The organism is Kitasatospora sp. NPDC127111, from assembly GCF_042677465.1.
Lineage (GTDB): Bacteria > Actinomycetota > Actinomycetes > Streptomycetales > Streptomycetaceae > Kitasatospora.
Genome location: NZ_JBHXTG010000112.1, coordinates 1 through 21,168, shown reverse-complemented (window position 1 = coordinate 21,168; position 21,168 = coordinate 1). Strand labels below are relative to the sequence as shown.

Here is a 21,168-nt window from a genome sequence, read left to right as displayed (position 1 = left end):
GCCTCCTGTGCCGTTCCGCGCCGTCCCCGCCCCCCGGGGGGAGCGGCGCGGAACACCCCCGCATCCGGCCCGGCGGCGGGCGGCTCGTCCTGCAGCCGGTAGGCCCGCGAGCGGGCTGCTCAGGCTCGCCGGCCCCGGTCGCCGCCCGGTCGCGGAACCCCCGGAACTTCGACCGCCCCCCGCATGCCCGCACCCCGGCGCGGCCCGGGCCGTGCCGGGACGAAGGGAGGAACGCGCGGTGACACTTCGTTGGGAGGCGTTCCTGGACCAGGTCCAGGAACGCGGAGAATACGACACACCCGAGGACGCCGAGCGCGCGGCCCGCGTCGTGCTGGCCCTGCTCGGCGCCCACCTGGTCGGCGACGTGCGCGCGAAGCTCGCGGCCCGCCTGCCCGAGACCTTCGCCCTGGTCCTGCTCAACCCCCTGCAGGCCGCCGAACCGCTCAGTCCCGAACGGTTCGCGCGCGCCACCGCCGCCTGGATCGAGGGCGCCACCGAGAAGACCGCCGTGTGGGACATCGGCGCCGTCCTGTCCACGGTGGCCGACGCCGCCGGCGACGACCTCATGGAGGGTGTCCTGTTCCAGCTGCCGCCCGGCTACGACGTGTTGTTCGGCCGGCCTCACCCCGGCCACCGCCCCTGACCCGCTTTCGCGCCGCCGCCCACCCGGCGGCGGCCCGTCCCGGAAGGCCCCCGCCCATGACCCGGCACCGCCGCCTGATCCAGCAGGTCCGCACCCTCGGCCGCTACCCCAGCGACGAGGAGGCCGAGCGCGTCCTCGACACCGTCCTGACCGTCCTCGGCTCCCAGTTGACCGGCGAGGAGCGCTGCGAGCTGGCCGCCGTCCTCCCCGAGCAGGCCCGCGCCGTCTTCGCGGCACAGATCCCCCTGCCCGAACCCGTCGGCGCGCCCGCCTTCGTCGAAGCCGTCGCCCGAGCCCTGAACACCAGCCTCACCAGCGCCCGCTGGGACGCCTCCTCCGTCCTGGCCGCCCTCGCCGACCTCGCCGGCGATCCGCTCACCGACCGCCTCCTCGCCCGTCTGCCCCGCGGCTACGCGCTCCTGTTCGGCTGCGCCGACCTCACCGCGGCCGCCGCCTGAGACCCGCTCGGGCGCGTGGGCGCCAGCCCGCGCTACGCGGATGCGCTTGACCGGGGCCGCGATCCTGTCGATCTCCCGGCGCGAGTACCTGCGCTGGCCGCCCGCCGAACGACCCGGCACGACCGCGCCCAGCTCGTCCAGCCGCCGCGGGAAGGCCACCTGGACGTGCGGCATCGCCGCGACCTGCCCCACCGCGTGGAGCGCCGCGTCCGGATCGTCGATCGGCAGCACCACGACCTCGCCTCGCCGCCCCCTGAAACCTCAACTCCACGCTGCAGATTTCCTCCATCCCCAGCCACGCGTGGGGGCCGTGCCCCACCCGCCCGCCGCCGGCGCCAACCTTGACAGGAGGCGACTCAAGTTTTATGTGTCGATAGAGGGAAGTTCTCTGAGTGCGATGAAGGAGGCCGGAGATGACCCGCGCAGTCGGTATCGATCTCGGAACGACGAACTCGGTGGTCTGCGTCCTGGAGGGCGGCGAGCCCGCCGTCGTCACGAACACCGAGGGCGCCCGCACCACCCCGTCGGTGGTGGCCTTCGGCAAGGGCGGCGAGGTGCTCGTCGGCGTGATCGCCAAGCGCCAGGCCGTCACCAACGTGGACCGCACCGCCCGGTCGGTGAAGCGCCACATGGGCGAGAGCGGCTGGCGCTTCCCCGAGCACGGTGACGTGGACGGCAAGCGGTACACCGCGCAGGAGATCTCCGCGCGGGTGCTGCAGAAACTGAAGCGCGACGCGGAGGCGTACCTGGGCGAGGAGGTCACCGACGCGGTGATCACCGTGCCGGCGTACTTCAACGACTCCCAGCGCACCGCGACCAAGGAGGCCGGCGAGATCGCGGGCCTGAAGGTGGCGCGGATCATCAACGAGCCGACCTCCGCCGCCCTCGCCTACGGGCTGGACAAGGAGAGCGACCAGACGGTGCTGGTCTTCGACCTCGGCGGCGGCACCTTCGACGTGTCGCTGCTGGAGATCGGCGAGGGCGTGGTGGAGGTGAAGGCCACCTCGGGCGACACCCACCTGGGCGGTGACGACTGGGACCAGCGGATCGTCGACCACCTGGTCAAGGAGTTCAAGAACGGCTACGGGATCGACCTGTCGAAGGACAAGATGGCCGCGCAGCGCCTGCGCGAGGCCGCGGAGAAGGCCAAGATCGAGCTGTCCGCCGCGACCGAGACGACGATCAACCTGCCCTACGTCACGGCTTCCGCCGAGGGTGCCCTCCACCTGGACGAGAAGCTCACCCGCGCCCAGTTCCAGCAGCTCACCGCCGATCTGCTGGAACGCTGCGAGGGCCCGTTCCACCAGGCCGTCAAGGACGCGAAGATCGAGGTCTCCGACATCGACCACGTCATCCTCGTCGGCGGATCCACCCGGATGCCGGCCGTCACCGACCTGGTGAAGAAGCTCACCGGCAAGGAGCCGCACAAGGGCGTCAACCCGGACGAGGTCGTCGCCGTCGGCGCCGCGCTGCAGGCGGGTGTGCTCAAGGGTGAGGTCAAGGACGTCCTGCTGCTCGACGTCACGCCGCTCTCGCTCGGCATCGAGACCAAGGGCGGCATCATGACCAAGCTCATCGAGCGCAACACCACCATTCCCACCCGTCGCTCGGAGGTCTTCACCACCGCCGAGGACAACCAGCCCTCGGTGACCGTGCAGGTCTACCAGGGCGAGCGCGAGATCGCCGCGTACAACAAGAAGCTCGGCATGTTCGAACTCACCGGCATCGCCCAGGCCCCGCGCGGCCTGCCGCAGATCGAGGTCACCTTCGACATCGACGCCAACGGCATCATGCACGTCGGCGCGAAGGACCTCGGTACCGGCAAGGAACAGAAGATGACCGTCACCGGCGGCTCCTCGCTGCCCAAGGACGACATCGACCGCATGATCCGGGAGGCCGAACAGCACGCCGAGGAGGACCGCCGCCGCAAGGAGGCCGCCGAGACCCGCAACCAGGGCGAGCAGCTCCACTACAGCACCGAGAAGTTCCTCACCGACAACCAGGACAAGATCCCGGCCGAGGTGAAGAGCGAGGTCGAGGCGGCCCTGGCGGAGCTGAAGGACAAGCTCAAGGGCGAGGACACCGCCGCGATCCGCGCGGCCAGTGACCACGTCGCCCAGGTCGGCCAGAAGCTCGGCCAGGCCCTCTACGCCCAGACCGCCCCTGGTACGCCGGACGGCGGCCCGACCGGCCCGCAGGGCTCGGAGGAGGAGGTGGTGGACGCCGAGATCGTGGACGAGGACGAGCACAGGCGGGACGCCGCATGACCACCGCGTCCAGGCCGGGCCACCACCTCCGAGCGACGTCGGCGGAGCCCTAAACGGCGTGCTCCTGAAGGGGCTCGCGGGATTCCGGGTGATCCGGCTCGCCGGCCGGGGCGGCGGCACGCAGCGCCGCCTCGACCCGGCGGTTGCCGGTCATGGTCGCGGTGACGACCGTCATGGTGAGGAGGAGCCCGGCGGCGGTGTAGAGCGGGGTGCGCACGTCGTAGCCGGTGGCCAGCCAGCCGCCGAGGAAGGCGCCGAACGGGGCCGCGCACATGGCGAGCATGCGGGAGGTGGAGGCGACCCGGCCCATCAGGTGGGCGGGGACGATCGCCTGTCGGAGGGAGGGGCCGAGCACCATCGTGGCGCCCATGGCCGCGCCGCAGACGGCGAGTGCGAGGCCGGCGACGTACGGGTTCGGGGCGGCGGCGAGGCCCAGGACGGCGAGCCCCTCGACCGCGGCCGTGCAGGTCAGCGCGGTGCCGGTGCCGAGCCGTCGGCCCAGGAAGGAGGCGATGCCCGCGCCGAGCAGACCGCCGGTGGCCTCCGCCGTGAGCAGCAGGCCGAAGCCGAAGGCGCCGACGCCGAGCCGGTCGTGCGCGAAGAGGGCGAGTACGGTCTCCACGGCGAGGAAGGCGATGTTCCCGACCGCTGGACGCAGTGCGAGCCCGAGCAGCAACTGGTCCCGGAACACGTACGAGGCGCCGGCCCGCGCCTGCCGCAGCAGCGACTCGCGGGCCTGCGGTACGGGCCGGGGCGCGGCGGGCAGCGATCGTACGAGCAGTGCGGAGAGCGCGAACGACACCGCGTCGGCGAGCAGCGGGACCGCCCGCCCGAGCGCGAGCAGGGCGCTGCCCGCGGGCGGCCCGGCGAAGCCGGACGCGGCGGTCTGGGTGCCGCGCAGACGGGAGTTGGCGCGCTCCAGGACCGCGGGGTCGCGGCCGAGCAGCTCCGGCAGATAGGCCGTGGCGGCCGTGTCGAAGAAGAGTCCGCCGAGGCCGAGGAGGAAGGCGACGGCCCCGAGCAGCGGAATGCTCAGCACGTCGAGCGCGGCCGCCGCCGCCGGTGTCGCGAGCAGCACCGCACGCGCCGCGTCCGTGACCCACATCGTGCGCCGACGGTCCCAGCGGTCCACCAGCGCACCGCCGAGCACCCCGAAGAGCAGCCACGGCAGCGTTCCGGCGGCCGTGACGACGGCGAGCGCGAGCGGATCGCGCGTCAACGTCAGCGCGAGCAGCGGCAGCGCGGCGTGCGTCACCCCGTCACCGAGCGAGGACACCGTCTGGGCGGTCCACAGCCGTCCGAACCCGGCCGGCAACTTCCGGACGTCCGCGGTCACTTGGCGTCCCCCTCGGCCTGCTCGCCCGATGCCGGGTGGAACAGCGCGAAGACGAGTGACGCGTCCGGCAGCGACGGATCGGACAGTTCCCGGTACTCGTCCGCCAGCGCCTGCAGTCGCGCCCCGAGCTCCGCGAACTGCTCCTCGGTGAGCCGCAGGTGCGCCATCCGCACGTGCCGCTCGGCACCCACCGGCGCTGCCTCCAGGTCCGCCACCGCATGCCGCATCAGCACGTCCGGGCCTCCCTCGCCCGGATCCGGCAGCACGATCGACCGCGCGGCCATGGCGTAGTACCGCTCGGTGACCCCCCGGACCTTCCGCGTCCGGACCACCTTGACCAGGCCGGCCCGTTCGAGCAGCCGGACGTGGTAGCTGGAGCTCCCCTTCGCCAGGCCCACGCGCTCGGCGATCTGCGTGATCGTCGCGGGCTCGAAGCGGAGCACGGCCATGATCCGGTGACGCGTGAGATTGGAGACGGCGCGTAGCTGCTCGTCGGTGGTGACGTGGAACGTCTCGGGAAGATCATCGCTAGGCATGCCGCTAATGGTCAACATTTCTTGACCATTCGTCAAGGCGTTCGCCCCGGCCTTCCGGAATCGGCCGTCCGGCACGTGAGCGGGTTTCACACGCCGTCCCGCGCCCGGGATCCGGACGCCTCGCGGGGGGCGCGGAGCGGCTCGGCGTCGGATCCCCGCGGGCTGAACGGTTGCCCCTGACCGGGAGGCGCCGGCGCTCCGGTCAGGGTGTGGCGATGACGAGCAGCGTGCGCGCCGCGTCGGGGCCGGCGAGACGGCAGCGGTGGGGGGCGTCGCCGCGGTGGTGGGCGCTCTGGCCGGCGCGCAGGGTGAGCGGCTCCTCGCCCTCGATCTCCAGCACGACCTCGCCCTCCAGGACGTAGAGGAAGTCCTCCCCGGGGTGCTCGAACCAGCCGCGCTCGCCGTGGCCCGGTTCGAAGTGGTGCTCGTAGGCCTCCATCAGGCTGCTGCGTCCGCCGGGGATGAGCACCCGCGCGAACTGGGCGGCGCCCTCGCTGACCCGCACCACCTGGGGGTCGCTCTCATGGCTGACCGCCCCCGGCCGCGCGGGCGGGCGCAGGAACGTTCCGGGCGGGACGTCCAGGGCCTCGGCGATCCGGTAGATCGAGGTGAGGCTGGGGGTGGTGAGCCCGCGTTCCAGCTGGCTGAGGAAGGGCTGGGAGAGGCCGGAGCGGGCGGCGAGCTCGGCCATCGGGACGCCGCGCTCCTTGCGGCGGCCGCGGATCAGCCGGCCGACGGCGAGTGCCTCGGGGGAGGGTTCGAGTCGGGACACGATGGTGAACGTACCTCATCGCCCCACGGGGGAGATCGCCGGAGCGGAAACGTTTCGCACAGCCGCAACACGGCGTTGATAAGTGACGTCAATTATTGACCTCACTTATATCGGCCCCGGGCGGACGCCCGGTGTCCCCGAGGAGACGTCCGCGTGCATCCCACCGCATCCCCGCCCGTACGGGCCCTGACCCGCCTCGCTCCGCCGTTCGCGGCCGCCGTGGCCGTGCTCGCCGGCTGGACCGCCCTGGCGGCCTCCGGCGCGGTGGCACCCGGTCTGCTGCCGACCCCCGCCGCCACCTGGCGGGCCCTCGACGAGAGCGCCCGCACCGGCACCCTCTGGAACGACCTCGCCGCCAGCCTCGGCCGGGCCGGGCAGGGGTTCGCCCTCGGCGCCGCCGTGGGCTGCGCACTCGGCTTCGCCACCGGCTACCTGCCGCGGCTCTCCGCCGCCGTCACCCCGCTGGTGTCCTTCCTCCGCCCCATCCCCGCGATCGCCCTGGTGCCGCTGGCCACGGCCTGGTTCGGGATCGGCGAGACCGCCAAGCGCCTGCTGATCGCCTACGCCGTCCTGCTCGCCGTCTGGCTGTACGTCCACGACGGGGTGTCCCGGGTGCCCGTGACCCACCTGAGGGCCGCCCGCTCGCTCGGGGCACCCCTGCGCCGCCGGTTCGCCGAGGTGCTGCTGCCGGCCGCCGCGCCCGCACTGCTCGCCGCGGTGCGGTACGGCGCCTCGGTCGCCCTGCTGGCCCTGGTCGCCGCCGAACTCGGCGGTGCGCAGAGCGGACTGGCGTACCGGCTGCAGGTGGACGGGCAGTTCCTCCGGACCGACCGCATGTTCGCCGGACTGCTGGTCCTGGGCCTCCTCGGCGTGGCGGTCGACCTCGCCCTGGCCGCGCTCGGCCGCCGGATCGTCCACTGGAGCGCGGCATGAGCCTGGACATCCGGCTGGACGGCCTGACGGTCGGCTACGGTCCGCGGCGGCGCACCGACCCCGTCCTCGCCCGCACCGAACTCGACTTCACCGCCGGCTCGTTCACCGCCCTGCTCGGCCCGAGCGGCTGCGGCAAGTCGACCGTGCTCAACGCCGTCGCGGGGTTCGTCCGCCCCACGGCCGGCCGGGTGCTGGTCGGCCCGCGGCCGGTGACCGGCCCCGGACCCGACCGGGGCATGGTCTTCCAGCACTACGCGCTGTTCCCCTGGCTCACCGCCCGGGGCAACGTCGAGTTCGCCCTCAAGCACCTCGGCCTCCCGCGGGCCGAGCGCCGGCGCCGAGCACTGGCCGCACTGGCCGAGGTCGAGCTCGCGGACGGCGCGGAGAAGTACCCCGCACAGCTCTCCGGCGGCATGCAACAGCGCGTCGCGCTGGCCCGCGCGCTCGCCGCCGAACCCGAAGTTCTGCTCATGGACGAGCCGTTCGGCGCGCTGGACGCCATCACCAGAGCCCGGATGCAGGACCTGCTCACCCGGCTCCGGCGGCGGACCGGGACCACCGTGCTCTTCGTCACCCACGACCTCGACGAGGCGCTCGCCCTCGCCGAGCGGGTCGTGGTGCTCGGCGGGAGGCCCGGCCGGGTGCTCGCCGATCACGTCGTCCCGGCCGGCCGGGACGACCCCGGGCTGCGCGAGCTGATCGCCCGTCGGCTCAGCCACGACTGAGTCGCTTCGAACCCACTCCGAGAGGATTCCCACCGTGCTCAGACCCCGTGCGGTCGCCGCCGTTCTCCTGGCCGTCCTGCTCACCGCCGTCGCCACCTCCTGCTCGGGCACGTCCGCCGTGACCGAGGACCCGTCCGTCACCATCGCCGGCAGCGACTACCTCGGCGGCGCCCCCGTCTACGTGGCGGAGGACCGCCGGCTCTGGTCCGCCGAACACGTCCAGGCCCAGCTGCAGGCCTTCCCCACCGGCCGGGACGCGCTCAACGCCGTCCTCGGGGGCCAGTCCCAGCTCGGCGTCGTCGGCGACCTGCCCGCCGTCACCGCCGCCCTCACCGGCCGCGACCTGCGCATCGTCGCCGACCTGTCCCGGTTCGCCGACTGGCGGCTGCTCACCCGCACCGACCGCGGCATCACCGGCTTCGACCGGCTCAAGGGCCGCCGGATCGGACTCCCCCAGGGCACCAACGTCGAGTACGCCCTCGCCCGGATGCTCGCCTCCGCCGGGCTCACCGCCGCGGACGTCCAGGTCGTCAACCTCGCCCCCAACCAGATCCCCGCCGCCCTCGCCCGCGGCGACATCGACGCCGGCGCGACCTTCCCCAGCTTCTACGACGCGACCCGCACCGCCCTCGGCGACCGCTACGCCGAACTGCCGTTCACCGGCTACACCGCCCGCACCCTGCTGGTCGCCGGCCCGGCCGCGACCGACCCGACCACCACCGCCGTCCTGCGCGCCCTGCTCCGCGCCCGGACCGAGCTGACCGCCGACCCGGCCGCCGCCCGTCGCGCCGTGCTCGCCCAGTCCAAGGGCAGTCTGCAGGCCGGGTACGTGGAGGCCTTCCAGCCCGCCTACGAGTACCGGCCGACGCTCTCCGCCGAACTGCTCCAGCAGCTCCAGGACGAGGCCGGCTGGGCCAAGGCCGCCCAGGGCCTGCCCGGGCCCGCCGACCGCGCCGCGCTGCTGGGCCGGCTGCACACCGGCCCGCTCGCCGAGGCCGACCCGGCCGCCGTGACCATCCGCTGAGTCCGCCGCATCCGCGGAGTCCGCTGAGACCCGCTGCCCCGCCCGTCCGTCCGTCCATTCGTCCCCCCTCCAGGAGTTCCACGATGACCGTCGACCAGAACACCCTCCGCCGGCGAGGCCTCGGCCTGCGCGCCCACGACCCGGCCCGCAGCTGGGGCGGCTACACCCTCTACACCCCGATCGCCGGCCCCGGCGACGTCCACCTGATCGACATCGAGGGCAAGCCCGTCCACACCTGGCGGCTGCCGCACCCGCCCGGCCGGCACGCCCAGCTGCTCGCCAACGGCAACCTCTTCTACCAGGGCAAGGACACCGGCGGCCCGAGCCTCTTCCCGATCTGGGACGTCTACCACGGCGGCATCCTCCAGGAGATCGCCCCCGACGGCACGGTGGTGCGCGAGGTCCGCCACCCCTACCACCACCACGACGCCTCCGTGCTGCGCAACGGCAACCTGCTCGTCCTCGGCGTCGAGCCGCTCGCCCCCGCCGACGCCGCCCGGATCCGCGGCGGCATCCCCGGCTCCGAGGCGCCCGGCGGCGTGATCCACGGCGACGTCGTGTACGAGCTCACCTGGGACGGCGAGGTGGTCTGGCGCTGGGCCGCGATCGAGCACCTCGACCCCGAACGGACCCCGCTCAACCCGCACTTCGCCCGCGAGCACTGGCCGATGGCCAACACCGTCAACGAACTCCGGGACGGCGGCGTCGTGGTGGGCTTCCGCAGCGCCTCCACCGCCGTGGCCGTCGACCGCGCGGACGGCTCGGTCCGTTGGCGGATCGGCCCGGACGTGCTCGCCCAGCAGCACTACCCGCACGAACTCCCCGACGGGAACATCCTGGTCTTCGACAACGGCACCTACCGCGACACCACCTCGGTGCCCTACTCCCGGGTCGTCGAGATCGACCCCGCCGACGGCAGGACCGTCTGGACGTACGAGGACAACCCGCCGCAGAACTTCTACAGCCCCTACATGTCCAGCGCCCAGCGGCTGCCCAACGGCAACACCTTCATCGCCGAGGGCTCCTTCGGCCGCCTCTTCGAGGTCACCCCCGACGGCGACGTGGTGTGGGAGTTCGTGGTCCCCGAGTTCGGCGCCTTCGGCCGGGGCGTCGGCCTGGAATCCTCCCGCGGCGCGCAGAACGCCGTCTTCCGCGCCTACCGGTACTCCGCCGAGCAGATCCCGTGGCTCTGACCGGACCCCGGCCGGGGCCGTAGCACCGGATCCCCGCGGCCCGCCCAGGACAGGGCGGGCCGCGGGGCGGCTGGCGGAGGGGATCTCCACGGCGATGACGGGGGAGGTGTCGCCGTCCTCCCTCTCGACGGTGGCCGTGCCGGTGACGGTCGGGCGGGTGACGAAGGCCGGGCCGCCTCGGCCCGGTCGGTCGTTCAGCGGTTGACCGCCCGCATCCCGTCCTCGTCGTAGCGTTCGCCCGCCACCTCGGGCAACTCGGCCTCGATGCGGGCCAGGTCCTCGTCGGTCAACTCGACGTCGACCGCGCCCGCGTTCTGCTCCAGGTAGGTGCGGCGCTTGGTGCCCGGGATCGGCACGAGGTCCTCGCCGCGGGCCAGGACCCAGGCGATCGCCAGCTGGGCCGGGGTGATCCGCTTCTCCGCGGCGATCTCCTTCACCTTCTCGGCGAGCCGGAGGTTGGCCGCCAGATTGGCCTCGGCGAAGCGCGGGTTGGTGCGGCGGAAGTCGTCCTCGTCGAGTTCGTCCGGGGAGCTGAAGCGGCCCGCGAGGAAGCCGCGGCCGAGCGGGGAGTACGGCACGAAGCCGATGCCGAGCTCCCGGCACGTGGGGAGCACCTCGGCCTCCACGTCCCGCGACCAGAGCGAGTACTCGCTCTGCACGGCGGTGACCGGGTGCACGGCGTGGGCGCGGCGGATGGTCTCGCCGCTCGCCTCGCTCAGCCCGATGTGCCGCACCTTCCCCTCGGCGACCAGTTCGCCGAGCGCGCCGACGGTCTCCTCGATGGGCACGGTCGGGTCGACCCGGTGCTGGTAGTACAGGTCGATGCGGTCGGTGCGAAGCCGCGCGAGTGAACCGTGGACGGAATCGCGGACGTGCTCGGCCGAGCCGTCCTGGCGGCCCACGGTCGACATGTCGCCCGGGACGGCGTGGTCCATGCGGTAGTTGAACTTGGTGGCGATCACGTACTCGTCCCGGTGTCCCCGGACGGCTTCGCCGACCAGGGACTCGTTGGTGAGCGGCCCGTAGACCTGCGCCGTGTCGAGGAACGTGATGCCGAGGTCCAGGGCGCGCCGGATGGTCGCGATGCCTTCGTCATGGTCGGCCGTGCCGTAGAAGGCGGACATCCCCATGCAGCCGAGGCCGATGGCCGACACCTGGAGGTCCCGCAGACTGCGCTGTTGCATGTGGCGTGCCAGCCCTTCGGCTCGTCGTTCCCGTGTTCGACGCCTTCCGACGCCCCGGTCCGGGCGGCCGGTCGGCCCCGTCTCCTCGGAGTGGACCTTACGGTGCCGGGGCCTTCCGGAGGCGGACCGGCACGACCGGGTGCGGCAAGGGTGCCTCCACATCCGGGAGGGACGCCTTCAGCGCGTCCGGGCCGCAGCGCGTGCGGGCTCAGTCAGTGGCCTTCTGAAGGCCCGTCCGGACGAAGTGCAGGAGATCGGCGACGGTGAGGGCGGTCAGCCCGGAACAGACGAGCCTCGTCGCCCCGGGCGCGAGCACCCCGGCGCCGGTCAGACCGGTGGCGATCCAGAGGCCGGTGCAGAACGGACAGGTGATCAATTCGCCGACGGCCCGGCGCACACCGGTGCCGCGCACCTCCTCCGCGACTTCGGCCGGACCGCTCTGGCCCCGGAACCTCGTGAACGGGACCCGGAACGGGCTGATGACCGGATCCTTGGCGACCAGCCGGGACAGCCGGTGCACCGCGCCCGCCGTCAGCAGCACGTCCCACGGTCCGGGTTCGGGCAGGGGCCGACGGGTGCGCCGGGCGAAGGCGGCGAGCAGGCCGACGCTGCCGACGTACGCGGTCACCACAGTGAGGTATCCGGCGATCGGCTGTTCGCCGTCCGGCTCGTAGGCGTGCCGTTCGTGGCGCAGCGCCGCTTCGACGGTGGTGTCGCCTGAGGGCGGTTCGTAGCCGGTCATGGCCGGCTCCGCGGAGGTACGGGCACGGTGGTCACCATCGGTACCACCGTCGACCGCTCCCGCGATCGCCCGCGGTGAACACGAATCCGAGGAGCCACAGCACCAGGACGGCGAGCGCGATCCACCAGAGCACGTGGAAGGCGAAGCCCGCACCGCCGAGGATGAGGGCGAGCAGCAGGACGAGGACGAGAACAAGCATGGAACCGACCTCTCGTGGGGTGCGAGATGTTCGGATTCGGCGTGTGCCCGCCTCGGCCCGGTCCATGCGTGGGCGTGGACGGCGGTGGGCGATCGGTCGGCGTCCGGGCGGCATGCCGGGCTCCGGTGGGCGTGGGAGCGGGGGACCGGCCGTATGAGGGGGTTCCCCGGTGCGGCGCCATGGTGCTCGGGCGCGGCGTGGAGCGGATCCTGCCGCACCCGGGCGATCCGAGCCGGTGGGCGACCCCGGCGACTGACCGCGCCCGGCCGGTCACAGGACGAAGGCGAGAACGATGGCCACGACGATGAGAACCACGATCACCGCGGCGACGGTGATCAGCGGGGCGGGGCCCCACGCGTGGCGGAGTTCCGGTGGTTCGGGGTGGGAGATGCCGGAGATGCCGCCTTCGGCGGGTGGGGTGTCACCCCTGCGCAGCGTGCGGTGTCCGTCGAGACCCGCGGTGTGACGCGGGTCCGGGTCGGGAGTGGACATGACTCCTCCTGCGACTGCGACATGGGTTTCCTGGACACCCGGCGTCTACCCGCCTCGGACGATGCGACTCAGCGCCGAGCGGATCGCCCGGTGGAAGCCGTTCCGGGCCATCGCGACCGTCAACGTGCCTCTGCGGCGGCGAGTGAGTTCCGCCGGCCGCGGGTCAGCCGCCAGACCTGGACCTCGCCGCTCCCGGCCGGGGCGGAGCGCTCGGCAGGGCGGCGGAGGCGTTCGGTGAACCCGAGGCGGGCCGGGACGGCGGCGCTGGCGCGGTTGGCCGGGTCGTGGACGATCTCGACGTGATCGACGCCGGGGAGGCGGAAGGCCTGTTCGACCAGCGCGCGGGCGGTCCGAGTGGCCAGGCCCCGGCCGGTCGCGGCGGGGTGCAGCCAGTAGCCGATCTCACGGCCGTTGTCCCGTGTCTCCCCGCTCCGGAACAGCACGCCGGCGCCGACGATCGCCCCGTCGACCACGATCGCGTAGGTGAACGCCTCGCCGCTGGCCCACAGCTCCGGGCGGCGGGCCAGGAAGGCGGCGGTCCTGGCCAGGCTGTGCTCGGCGACCCAGGGCATCCACGGGCGCAGGTGCTCCAGCGACTCCTCGATGACCCGGAAGAACTCCGGAAGGTCCGCCTCGCCGTTGAAGCGGCGCAGCGTCAGGTCGTCCAGTTCGATCACCTGCTGTGGAAGGTCCATGCCAGGAGGATCGTGTGCGGGCACAACCGCCGGCAACAGGATTTCGGGCCGCACGGGAGCGGGGCGATCCGTTCCCGGCGGGGGTGACGACGGCCGCGTCGGCTTCGGCCCGCGCGGCTCTTTCCGCTGTTCGGGCGGCGGCCGAGGACATGCCCCGGACTCTGCTCGTCGCCCGGTTCGTCGGCGTGCCGCAGCCGGGCGTCCGGGCCGCGGCGGGCCGGGTCGAGGACGCGGTCGGGTGTCGACTCCGGGTCGCCCGCCGGCCCAGCCCCGGGGGCCACCGAGATCGTCACCACGACCCGCAGGACCAGCCCCGCGGTCCGCTGCTACCGGGCGGTGCGTGCGGCTGCCGCAGCGCGGGCGGCGGCTCTGGCCGCGAGGTGCTCGATTCGGGGGAGGAGGGGAGGCGCGAGCGCGGCGACGGCGATCGCCGTGGCGACCCCCGCCCAGGCCAGCGGGCCGAGCGGGGTGCAGCCGAAGAATTGGCTGACGCCCGGGGTCTGGATGACGGCGGCCAGCACGGCGGCGGAGCCGAGGACGGTCGCGAGGACCAGGCGGCTGCGCGTCCGCCCGGCGAGGGTCTGGGTGAGCTGGGCACCGACGACGCCGCACAGCGCCATCGTGCTGGTGCGCCGCGCGGAGCCGGGCGTGAGGGTGCCGATGAGCCAGGCGGTGGTCGCGCCGAGGGCGGTGACCAGGCCCCGGTGGCGGATCTGGCGGGCCAGCGGCTCGTCGAGTGCGGCGACGCCGATGCGTCGGGCGCCGACGCCGTCGCCCTCCGGTGCGTCGTCCCGCGGGGTGACCGCCACCGCCATCGCCGGGAACATGTCGGTGAGCAGGTTGACCAGCAGGATCTGGCGGGTGGACATCGGCGCGGCTCCGGACAGGAGGGTGCCGAGCACGGAGAAGCCGATCTCGCCGGCGTTGCCGCCGATCAGGATGCTGATCGCGTCGGCCACGCTGTGCCACAGCGCCCGGCCTTCGGCCACCGCGGCGATCAGGGCGGTCGGTTCGTCGTCGGTGATCACCAGGTCCGCCGCGTTGCGGGCGGCCGCCGAGCCGCGCACCGCCATCCCCACCCCGATGTCGGCGGCGCGGATGGCGGCGGCGTCATTGGCGCCGTCGCCGACCATGGCCACGACCCGGCCGGCCTCCCGGAGGGCCTCGACGACCTGGAGCTTCTGTTCGGGGGCGACGCGGGCCACGACGTCGCAGTCCCGCAGCCGCCGGGCCCGGCCCGCCCGATCGAGGTCGGCCAGGTCGTCGCCGGTGGCCACCTCGACGTCCTCGGGCCAGCTCAGCGCGACGGCGACGGCGCGGGCGGTGGCCGGATGGTCGCCGGTCAGCATGACGGGCCGCACCCCCGCCCGTCGCAGGCCCTCGACCAGCCGGGCGGACCCCGGACGCGGGGTGTCGGCCAGGGCGACGAAGCCGACCAGCTCCAGTCCTTCGAGCGGCCGCCCCAGCGCGTCCTCGTCGCCGGCCGCAGGCCGCGCGGCGACGGCGAGGATCCGCAGACCGTCCTCGGCGAGGGCGGTCATGGTCGTGGAGGCCGCGTCCCCGGCGTCGGTGCAGGCCGGGAGGACGACTTCGGGCGCGCCCTTCACGACGAGCAGCGCCGACCCGTGCTCGTCGGCTCCGACGGCCGCCGCGTAGCCGCGGCTGGCCTCGAAGGGCAGGGTGTCGGCGGGTGTCCACCCGGTGTCGTCCGGGGCGGCGGCCAGCACCGCCTCGTCGGTGGAGTGCGCGCCGGCCGGCGCGCCGTCATCGGCGACGGGGCAGGCACGGGCGGCCATGCGCAGGACCGGTGCCGCTTCGGGGTCATCGGCGGGGTGCAGCTGTCCGGCGTCCGTACCGATGCGGGCCACCCGGAGGCGGTTCTCGGTGAGGGTGCCGGTCTTGTCGAAGCAGACGGTGTCCATCCGGCCCAGCGCCTCCAGGGTCCGCGGGGCGCGGACCAGCACGCCGTGCCGGCTGAGCCGGCGGGCCGCCGCCAGCTGGGCGACGGTCGCCACCAGCGGCAGGCCTTCCGGGACGGCGGCCACCGCGACCGCGAGCCCACCGCGCACGGCCTGGCGCACCGGACGACCACGGACGAGCGCCAGTCCCGTGACGGCCGCGCCGCCGAGGAGTGTCAACGGCAGGCTGCGTTTGGTGAGTTCGCGCAGCCGGGCCTGCACACCCGGGGCCGGCGGTGTCCGGGCGGCGAGGTGGGCGGCACGTCCGGCCTCCGTGTTCTCGCCCGTGCCGACCACGACGGCCCGGCCGTGCCCGGCCACCACGGTGGTGCCTTCGAAGACCATGCACCGGCGGTCGGGCACGCTCGCCTCGGGTGTGGCGTCCAGTTGCTTCGTCGTGGGAAGCGACTCGCCGGTCAGCGAGGATTCGTCGACCTCCAGGTCGTCGACTTCGAGCAGCCGGGCGTCGGCGGGCACCACGTCGCCGGTCTCCAGATCGATGACCTGTCCCGCTCTCAGCCGGGAGGCGTCCACAACGCGGGTCCGCTCCCCGTCCGACACCCGGGCCGTCCGACGCTGGCTCAGCTCCAGTTCGGACAGCGCCTGTTCGGCCCGCAGCCGCTGAACACCGCCGATCAGCGCGTTCATCGCCATCGCTCCGGCCACCAGCAGCGCGTCCACGGTCGAACCCAGCAGGGCGGACGCGGTGGCGCCGACCAGCAGCACCGGTGTCAGCGGGTCGTCGAGTTCGGAGCGCACCGCGCCGACCAGGCGGATCGTCAGACGCAGCGGGGCGAAGGCCGGGTGGCGGGCGGCGCGGCGCGCCGCGTCGCGGGCGGCCCGGATCGCGGTGGGAGCCGTCGGGCCTCCGGTGGTCTTGAGACGGGCCAGCGCCTCGCGGGGCGGCAGCGCGTGCCAGGGAATCCGCGGCGGGGGGTGGGGAGCGCCGCGGACGGTGACGCGCAACGCGGCGCGCCAGCCCGAGACGAGCGCCGCGGCGGTGGCCGCGTTCACGGGGGAGAGCCGGATCCCCACGGGAAGGGTGCCTCGGGGCCGCCGGCCCCGGGTGACGACCAGGAGCCCGGAGAGCGCGGCACTCGCCTCGGCCAGGGTCTTGGAGTGCCGGGCGACGGTCCGGGCGGCAGGGATCGCGGCCAGCAGCCGCCAGACCGGCTCCAGTCCGCCCAGCAGGATGACGTCCGCGCCCCACACCACCGCACCGTGCTCGTCGGTGACCGCGACGGCGAGGTCGCCGCACAGCAGTCCTTCGAGCAACTCACTTGAGGAGTCTGTCAGTTCGGCGTTCTGATCCGCGTCCGGCCCAGAAGCCGACGCAGGGTCTCCGCCGGCCGGCACGCGGGCCACGGTGAGGACCACACTCCCGCTGCGCCGGAGCTCCCGTACGACGTCGGCGAGCGGCTGTTCGGCCCCCACGCGCCGGTCGGCCAGGGCGGCGAAGTCGCCGAGCGTGCCGTCGTCGGCCACCACGACCCGCAGCCGGGCCCGGCACGCCGCGTCCAGCGCGGCCTCGGCGAGCGGGTCGACCTCCCAGCCGACCAGGACGGTGCCGACGTCCCGTCCGTCGTCGGCGGCGATCATCAGGCCGGTCCGCGACTCCTTCTGGTCGGGCACCGGGCGCAGTTCGAGCCCGGCCCCGGACCCGGGCGGGTCCAGGGCCGCCGCGGCGGCCTCCCACAGCCGGTCGTGGTCCCAGCCGTCCGCGCTGGGGTGGACCTGAAGGACCGTCCGTGTGGTGCCGCGCAGGGAATCGGCGTGCAGCACGACCGTGTCGACGAGTTCCAGTCGTCGGAGCCGTTCGAGATTGCGGACCAGGACCCCCTCGCGGGCCAGCTCGGTGCCCAGGGCGGCGGTGAAGGCCGCCGGCCCGTAGCGCGCGGCCTTCGGGTTTCCGGCCACCAGCGCCTCGGCGACCTCGCCGAGGTCCCGCGTGAGCACGGCGGCCGAGACGGAGCCGAGCAGGCCGCCGGTCACCGCCTGCTCCGCGTACTGCTCGCAGGGGAGCGGACGCAGCGCGGGGCGGGGGAAGGCCCGGCCCGCCAGGCTCAGGCGTCCGGGCGCGCAGACGGTGTCGTGGGCGGCGTCGAAGGCGGCGGCACCGGCGACGGCCTCCATCAGGCGGCCCGTTCGCAGCACCGCGTCCAGGACGAGTGCGGTGGGCGACCGGCCGATGCCGTACGCCGCGGCGCCGGCTCCCGCGAGGATCAGGTCACCGGCGGTGTCGCCGAGCCGGCCGCGCAACAGGGTGCGGACCTCCGGGTCCTCGCGGAGCAACGCGGCCAGGGCGGTGAGCAGCCGCGGCGGGTGCTTGAGGCGGAGCGTCCGCGCCCCCGCGGCGGCGGCGAAGCCCACCACGTCGCAGCCGAGACCGACGGCCTCGGTGCGGACGCCGCCGATGTGGCCCGGGTGCGCCGATTCCAGGACCTCCTCGTCCGCGCGCTCCAGCCGGTGCCGGGCGGCCAGGTCCGTGGCGCTCTCCACGATCTGATCGGCGACCGCGTCCCGGGACATCTGCACCACCAACCTGGCGAGCCCGCCGTCCCAGTGGGCGGCGAGCACGTCCGGCCGTTTGGCCAGGGCGATGGCCACCTTCCGCGCCGCTTCCTCCACGCTCCGCGCGGGCCCGGCCGTTCCAGGACGAAGCCGCAGCGGCACCTGCACCCGGGATCCGGCCTGCCAGTACCCCCTGCCCGCCTCGGCGGCGCTCAGAGTCACCCGGCCCACGCGTCGCGCGGTCGCGGTGACCGCCGAGGTCGTGTGCGCCGCGGTGCGGACGCCGGCGCCGGCCGCCTCGACCGTGACCTGGGCGGCGCCCAGGGCCGTGGGGACGGCCCTGCGCACGACGGCCCTCGGCACGGCCAGGGTGAGGCCGAGCCCCGCGGCCGACATCCGGGTCAGCAGACGCGCAACCATCGTTCACCTTCGCTCGGGACGGCCGGAGTCGTGTGTCAGGCCGCTCGCCGCCCGGTGGACCCGGACGACGGTGCGGTGCGGCCCTTGTTCTTGCGGGTGGTGGTGCCACGGGTCGTCGGGCGGCTGCTCGACGGGGAGCGGCTCGCCTTCTCGGGGCGGCTCGCCGTCCTGGAGCCGCTCGCCTTCGCGGTCTTCGAGGACCCGGAAGCGCGGTCGGCGGGTTCCGCGGCCGGCCCGCCCGGCCGGGCCGGGGAGGCCTGTCCGCGCCCGCCCCCGGGGCGGGCCTGGGTCAGCCAGACGGCTGCCGCTCCGGCAGCCGCCACCGGCCAGTCGACCGCTCCCAGGGCGCCGAGCAGCCCCGCGCCGGTGTAGGCGGCGATCCGCCGCGCGCGCGGCGACACCAGCCCGACGGTGTTCAGCGCCCCGTCGAGCACGCCGCTGACGGCACCGGCACCCGGGACACGGCGCACGGTCGACGTCACCGTGTCGACGGGGTGGACCAGTCTCGACATGCCCGAAGAAGACGGTGATCCGGCTGAGGAGGGTGGGTGCTCGTTCATGGCGTGTCCGATCAGCGTCCTCCGACGGCCGGGCCGACTGTCGGCGAGCCCGCCCATCCATCGGTGTCGGTACCGCGTATGCCCGATTCGCCCCGGACGAACCGGACCGCTTCGGCGCTGGCTGGGCATCAACCACGCCAACGCCGCCCTGACCGTCATCCGCTACCCACCCGATCGCCCCCCGGCGGTCCTCCTCTTCAATGACACCGGCCACCTCCCCGCCGAGCTCCGCTGGACCGGCTTCCCTCCCGAGCTCCACGTCTGAGGCCTGTGGGGCAGGGATCGACGATGATCGCTCGCCAGGGCGCGGACCTGCCGCATCAGGTGGCGCTGCCGGTCATGGCGGCGGCCTTCCCGTTCGGACCGCCGCGTGTGCGAGCCGGCCTGGCGGGCGTTCCGTCGCTGGTCCTGGTGGTCGGGTTCCGCGCCAGGTCCCGGTGGTTTCGCTGGTGAGCCGGCGGGTCATGACGTTGATCATCGCCGACGTGGTCGCTGTCCGGAGGGGGCCGAGGCAGGTCGGAGCCGGGCGTCAGGAGGCGTGTGACGGTGTTGTGGTGGAGCGTTTGGCCAGCAGGGCCCCGAGCAGCATGACGAGCAGTCCCGCCGAGACACCGCACAAGGTCCACAGCACGCGGTAGCCCTCGGCCGCGTAGTCGGAGGGCTGGGGGAGGTCCACCAGGATCAGCACGCCGGCGGCGATGGCGGCGCAGTACAGCGCGTAGTTGCAGAAGCGGATCGCCGCGCCGTGCATCAGGAGGACGAGTGCGACCACTTCGAGTCCGCGGGTGACCGTGAACAGCCTCAGCCCGTGGGCGCTGGCGGGGATCAGCAGCAGCAGGGCGGCCGCGACGGCGCCGATCAGCGCGCCGGCAAGGCGTTGCGCGCCCACCAGCGTGGTCTGCTCCAGGCTGGGCTTCATCGCGGCGATGGCGGCGATCGGCATCCAGTAGCCGTGTGAGAGGTCCAGTCCGAAGGCGAGCGCGACGGTGCCGGCCACGGCCAGGGCGCGGATCAGCGCGAACATGATCAGTGGTGGGGTCAGCTTCCGGCGTGCGGTGTCGCCGGGGAGTTCGGCGACCGGCTGGGGCCGGTCCGGGCGGCCGCGGGTCAGCCAGGCGACGAAGGTCACCGTGATCCACAGTGCCGCGCCCGCCGCCCAGGCGAGGACCTGGGCCCAGGTGTAGCTGGTGATCCGAGCGGCGTGGTGGAGGCTGAAGGCGAGCCCGAGCGCGATGATGAACCAGAGGTTGAGCAAGAGGGCGGTGACGAACCTGTGCGCCCCGAACGCGGCCGCCAGTCCGGCCACGAGCGTGACGGCGAACGCGGCCAGCACGAGCCAGCCCCAGGCGTCCCCGCCGATGCCGAACCCCAGGGCGGTGACTCCCGCGCCGATCAGCGCGAAGACGGCGATGTGCGACGCGCGGTGCCGGTAGCTGCCTCCCGGATCGGCCAGCGCCGCGAACAGCAGGCCGAACACGGCGCTGAGGAGGTACTGCTCATGGCCGATCGCCCAGAAGACCAGCAGCGGCACCAGGGCGACGTCGAGGAACATCACCCCTCGCGGCCAGTTGGCCCCGGCGGGGTCCAGCCGGAAGATCCGGGACAGCCGGTTCGTGGAGGTGTCCTGGTGCACGTGTTCGTCTCCTCGTCCGCTCTGACCGGCGGAAAGCCCCACCCCGGGTCGAAGCGGGGGCGTCGCTCCCGTGCTGCCGTCCATGACGTCCGCCTCAGTCAGCTCCCCGTCGGTGGCCAACGGTCTCCTTGACCGGGCCGTGTTCACCAGGCACAGCGTGACGGCCGAACGGCCCCTCGCCCCTGATTACGCCGAACGCGGCATGCCGCCCACCGCCGCGCCGGGTGGATCCCGGTCGCGCCGGAATCCGGCCGGCTCCCGAGGTGGCGGCCGGCTCTCGTCACCGAGAGTCCGTGCGTGCACCCACTGAGCACCGTGGGTCCGCGCGAAATGACCGAAGCTGCGGCAAAAAAGAGGGGGGTCGGAAGCAGGCACCGCATGAGGGCCAGGGGATCGGCCGCGCTCTCCTCCCATCCGGTACCAGGGACGGAGGATCCGGGGCCGGACCGGGGGAGGTCAGGAGGTCAGGAGGTCAGGAGGGCGGGGTGGCGGGGGCCAGCCGACCGGTGAGGCCGGTGAGGGCGAGGATCCTGGCCACGGGACGGCCGACGTTCCGCAGGGTGAGGCGCGCGCCCCGGCGGTCGGCCTGGTTGCGGGCGTCGATGAGGGCGTTCAGGCCCGCGCAGTCCATGAAGGTCACTTCTGACAGGTCGAGCACCACCTCGTGGTTCTCCGCCAGCGCGCGGATCAGCTCGTGACGCAGGCGCGGGCCGGTGTCGAGGTCGATGTCGCCGCGTGCCCGCACCACGACGGGGGTCACCTGGGTGGTCATGGGACTGCTCGCTGTCCGTTCGGCCCGCTGCGGGCGGGTTGGGGGGAGAGAACGGGGACCGGCGGCCCGCGCCACCCCGTCGGGGGTCCGGGGGCGGCGCGGGGCCCCGGTGAGA

The 21,168-nt window shown here is 74.1% G+C and carries 20 protein-coding genes and 1 pseudogene; 9 read left to right on the top strand and 12 right to left on the bottom strand.

What is annotated here, in order from left to right:
• Positions 1-238: 238 nt before the first annotated feature.
• The 3 genes from ACFVHB_RS37750 to dnaK all read left to right on the top strand — a co-directional run bounded on the left by ACFVHB_RS37750 (position 239) and on the right by dnaK (position 3,368).
• Positions 239-643 carry a DUF2267 domain-containing protein gene (locus ACFVHB_RS37750; RefSeq protein ID WP_380331810.1) on the top strand — a complete coding sequence of 135 codons (405 nt, stop codon included), beginning with the start codon at positions 239-241 and terminating at the stop codon, positions 641-643.
• A 56-nt stretch (positions 644-699) separates the two neighbouring features.
• Complete coding sequence (locus ACFVHB_RS37745) at positions 700-1,101, top strand: DUF2267 domain-containing protein (protein ID WP_380331807.1); 402 nt, start codon at positions 700-702, stop codon at positions 1,099-1,101.
• A gap of 413 nt (positions 1,102-1,514) precedes the next feature.
• Positions 1,515-3,368, top strand: a complete 1,854-nt coding sequence (dnaK, locus tag ACFVHB_RS37740; RefSeq protein WP_380331804.1) for a molecular chaperone DnaK — start codon at positions 1,515-1,517, stop codon at positions 3,366-3,368.
• A 49-nt stretch (positions 3,369-3,417) separates the two neighbouring features.
• On the opposite strand, the gene ACFVHB_RS37735 is transcribed toward dnaK, so the two are convergent.
• The 3 genes from ACFVHB_RS37735 to ACFVHB_RS37725 form a co-directional block, all read right to left on the bottom strand.
• Positions 3,418-4,704 carry an MFS transporter gene (locus tag ACFVHB_RS37735; RefSeq protein ID WP_380331801.1) on the bottom strand — a complete coding sequence of 429 codons (1,287 nt, stop codon included), beginning with the start codon at positions 4,702-4,704 and terminating at the stop codon, positions 3,418-3,420.
• Positions 4,701-5,240: an ArsR/SmtB family transcription factor gene (locus tag ACFVHB_RS37730; protein WP_380331798.1), complete on the bottom strand. Its 540-nt coding sequence runs from the start codon at positions 5,238-5,240 to the stop codon at positions 4,701-4,703. Before ACFVHB_RS37730 ends, ACFVHB_RS37735 begins: the two co-directional genes overlap by 4 nt.
• A gap of 202 nt (positions 5,241-5,442) precedes the next feature.
• Entirely contained in the window at positions 5,443-6,012 is a 570-nt protein-coding gene (locus ACFVHB_RS37725; RefSeq protein ID WP_380331796.1) for a helix-turn-helix domain-containing protein, read from the bottom strand.
• 153 nt (positions 6,013-6,165) lie between these two features.
• Between ACFVHB_RS37725 and ACFVHB_RS37720 the strand changes: the two genes are divergently transcribed.
• From ACFVHB_RS37720 to ACFVHB_RS37705, 4 genes are all read left to right on the top strand, one after another.
• On the top strand, positions 6,166-6,945 hold the full coding sequence (locus ACFVHB_RS37720) for an ABC transporter permease (RefSeq protein WP_380331793.1): 780 nt from the start codon (positions 6,166-6,168) through the stop codon (positions 6,943-6,945).
• Positions 6,942-7,670: an ABC transporter ATP-binding protein gene (locus tag ACFVHB_RS37715; RefSeq protein WP_380331790.1), complete on the top strand. Its 729-nt coding sequence runs from the start codon at positions 6,942-6,944 to the stop codon at positions 7,668-7,670. The genes ACFVHB_RS37720 and ACFVHB_RS37715 overlap by 4 nt, the downstream gene beginning before the upstream one ends.
• A 34-nt stretch (positions 7,671-7,704) precedes the next feature.
• Positions 7,705-8,694 (top strand): ABC transporter substrate-binding protein, encoded by a 990-nt coding sequence (locus tag ACFVHB_RS37710; protein ID WP_380331787.1) that lies wholly within the window; start codon positions 7,705-7,707, stop codon positions 8,692-8,694.
• A gap of 83 nt (positions 8,695-8,777) precedes the next feature.
• Positions 8,778-9,887 (top strand): aryl-sulfate sulfotransferase, encoded by a 1,110-nt coding sequence (locus tag ACFVHB_RS37705; RefSeq protein WP_380331784.1) that lies wholly within the window; start codon positions 8,778-8,780, stop codon positions 9,885-9,887.
• 194 nt (positions 9,888-10,081) lie between these two features.
• On the opposite strand, the gene ACFVHB_RS37700 is transcribed toward ACFVHB_RS37705, so the two are convergent.
• From ACFVHB_RS37700 to ACFVHB_RS37670, 7 genes are all read right to left on the bottom strand, one after another.
• Complete coding sequence (locus ACFVHB_RS37700; RefSeq protein ID WP_380331781.1) at positions 10,082-11,071, bottom strand: aldo/keto reductase; 990 nt, start codon at positions 11,069-11,071, stop codon at positions 10,082-10,084.
• Positions 11,072-11,279: 208 nt separating this feature from the next.
• Positions 11,280-11,813, bottom strand: a complete 534-nt coding sequence (locus ACFVHB_RS37695) for a DUF1360 domain-containing protein (RefSeq protein ID WP_380331779.1) — start codon at positions 11,811-11,813, stop codon at positions 11,280-11,282.
• Between the two features lie 31 nt (positions 11,814-11,844).
• Entirely contained in the window at positions 11,845-12,012 is a 168-nt protein-coding gene (locus ACFVHB_RS37690) for a hydrophobic protein (RefSeq protein WP_380331777.1), read from the bottom strand.
• A gap of 270 nt (positions 12,013-12,282) precedes the next feature.
• Complete coding sequence (locus tag ACFVHB_RS37685) at positions 12,283-12,504, bottom strand: DUF6480 family protein (protein ID WP_380331775.1); 222 nt, start codon at positions 12,502-12,504, stop codon at positions 12,283-12,285.
• 119 nt (positions 12,505-12,623) lie between these two features.
• The gene (locus tag ACFVHB_RS37680) at positions 12,624-13,199 is read right to left on the bottom strand and encodes a GNAT family N-acetyltransferase (protein ID WP_380331773.1); all 576 of its coding nucleotides are present in this window, start codon (positions 13,197-13,199) and stop codon (positions 12,624-12,626) included.
• A 326-nt stretch (positions 13,200-13,525) separates the two neighbouring features.
• On the bottom strand, positions 13,526-18,088 hold the full coding sequence (locus tag ACFVHB_RS37675; RefSeq protein ID WP_380331771.1) for an HAD-IC family P-type ATPase: 4,563 nt from the start codon (positions 18,086-18,088) through the stop codon (positions 13,526-13,528).
• A 35-nt stretch (positions 18,089-18,123) separates the two neighbouring features.
• Positions 18,124-18,600: a hypothetical protein gene (locus ACFVHB_RS37670; RefSeq protein WP_380331769.1), complete on the bottom strand. Its 477-nt coding sequence runs from the start codon at positions 18,598-18,600 to the stop codon at positions 18,124-18,126.
• A 154-nt stretch (positions 18,601-18,754) separates the two neighbouring features.
• Here ACFVHB_RS37670 and ACFVHB_RS37665 point away from each other — a divergent pair.
• Both ACFVHB_RS37665 and ACFVHB_RS37660 read left to right on the top strand, forming a co-directional pair.
• Positions 18,755-18,913 (top strand): annotated as a pseudogene (locus ACFVHB_RS37665) (histidine phosphatase family protein); the annotation flags it as partial.
• Between the two features lie 23 nt (positions 18,914-18,936).
• Positions 18,937-19,101 carry a hypothetical protein gene (locus tag ACFVHB_RS37660; protein WP_380331767.1) on the top strand — a complete coding sequence of 55 codons (165 nt, stop codon included), beginning with the start codon at positions 18,937-18,939 and terminating at the stop codon, positions 19,099-19,101.
• A gap of 76 nt (positions 19,102-19,177) precedes the next feature.
• Here ACFVHB_RS37660 and ACFVHB_RS37655 read toward each other — a convergent pair whose 3' ends face one another.
• On the bottom strand, positions 19,178-20,281 hold the full coding sequence (locus ACFVHB_RS37655) for an FUSC family protein (protein ID WP_380331765.1): 1,104 nt from the start codon (positions 20,279-20,281) through the stop codon (positions 19,178-19,180).
• A gap of 472 nt (positions 20,282-20,753) precedes the next feature.
• The gene (locus ACFVHB_RS37650) at positions 20,754-21,053 is read right to left on the bottom strand and encodes an STAS domain-containing protein (RefSeq protein ID WP_380331763.1); all 300 of its coding nucleotides are present in this window, start codon (positions 21,051-21,053) and stop codon (positions 20,754-20,756) included.
• Positions 21,054-21,168: the final 115 nt, after the last annotated feature.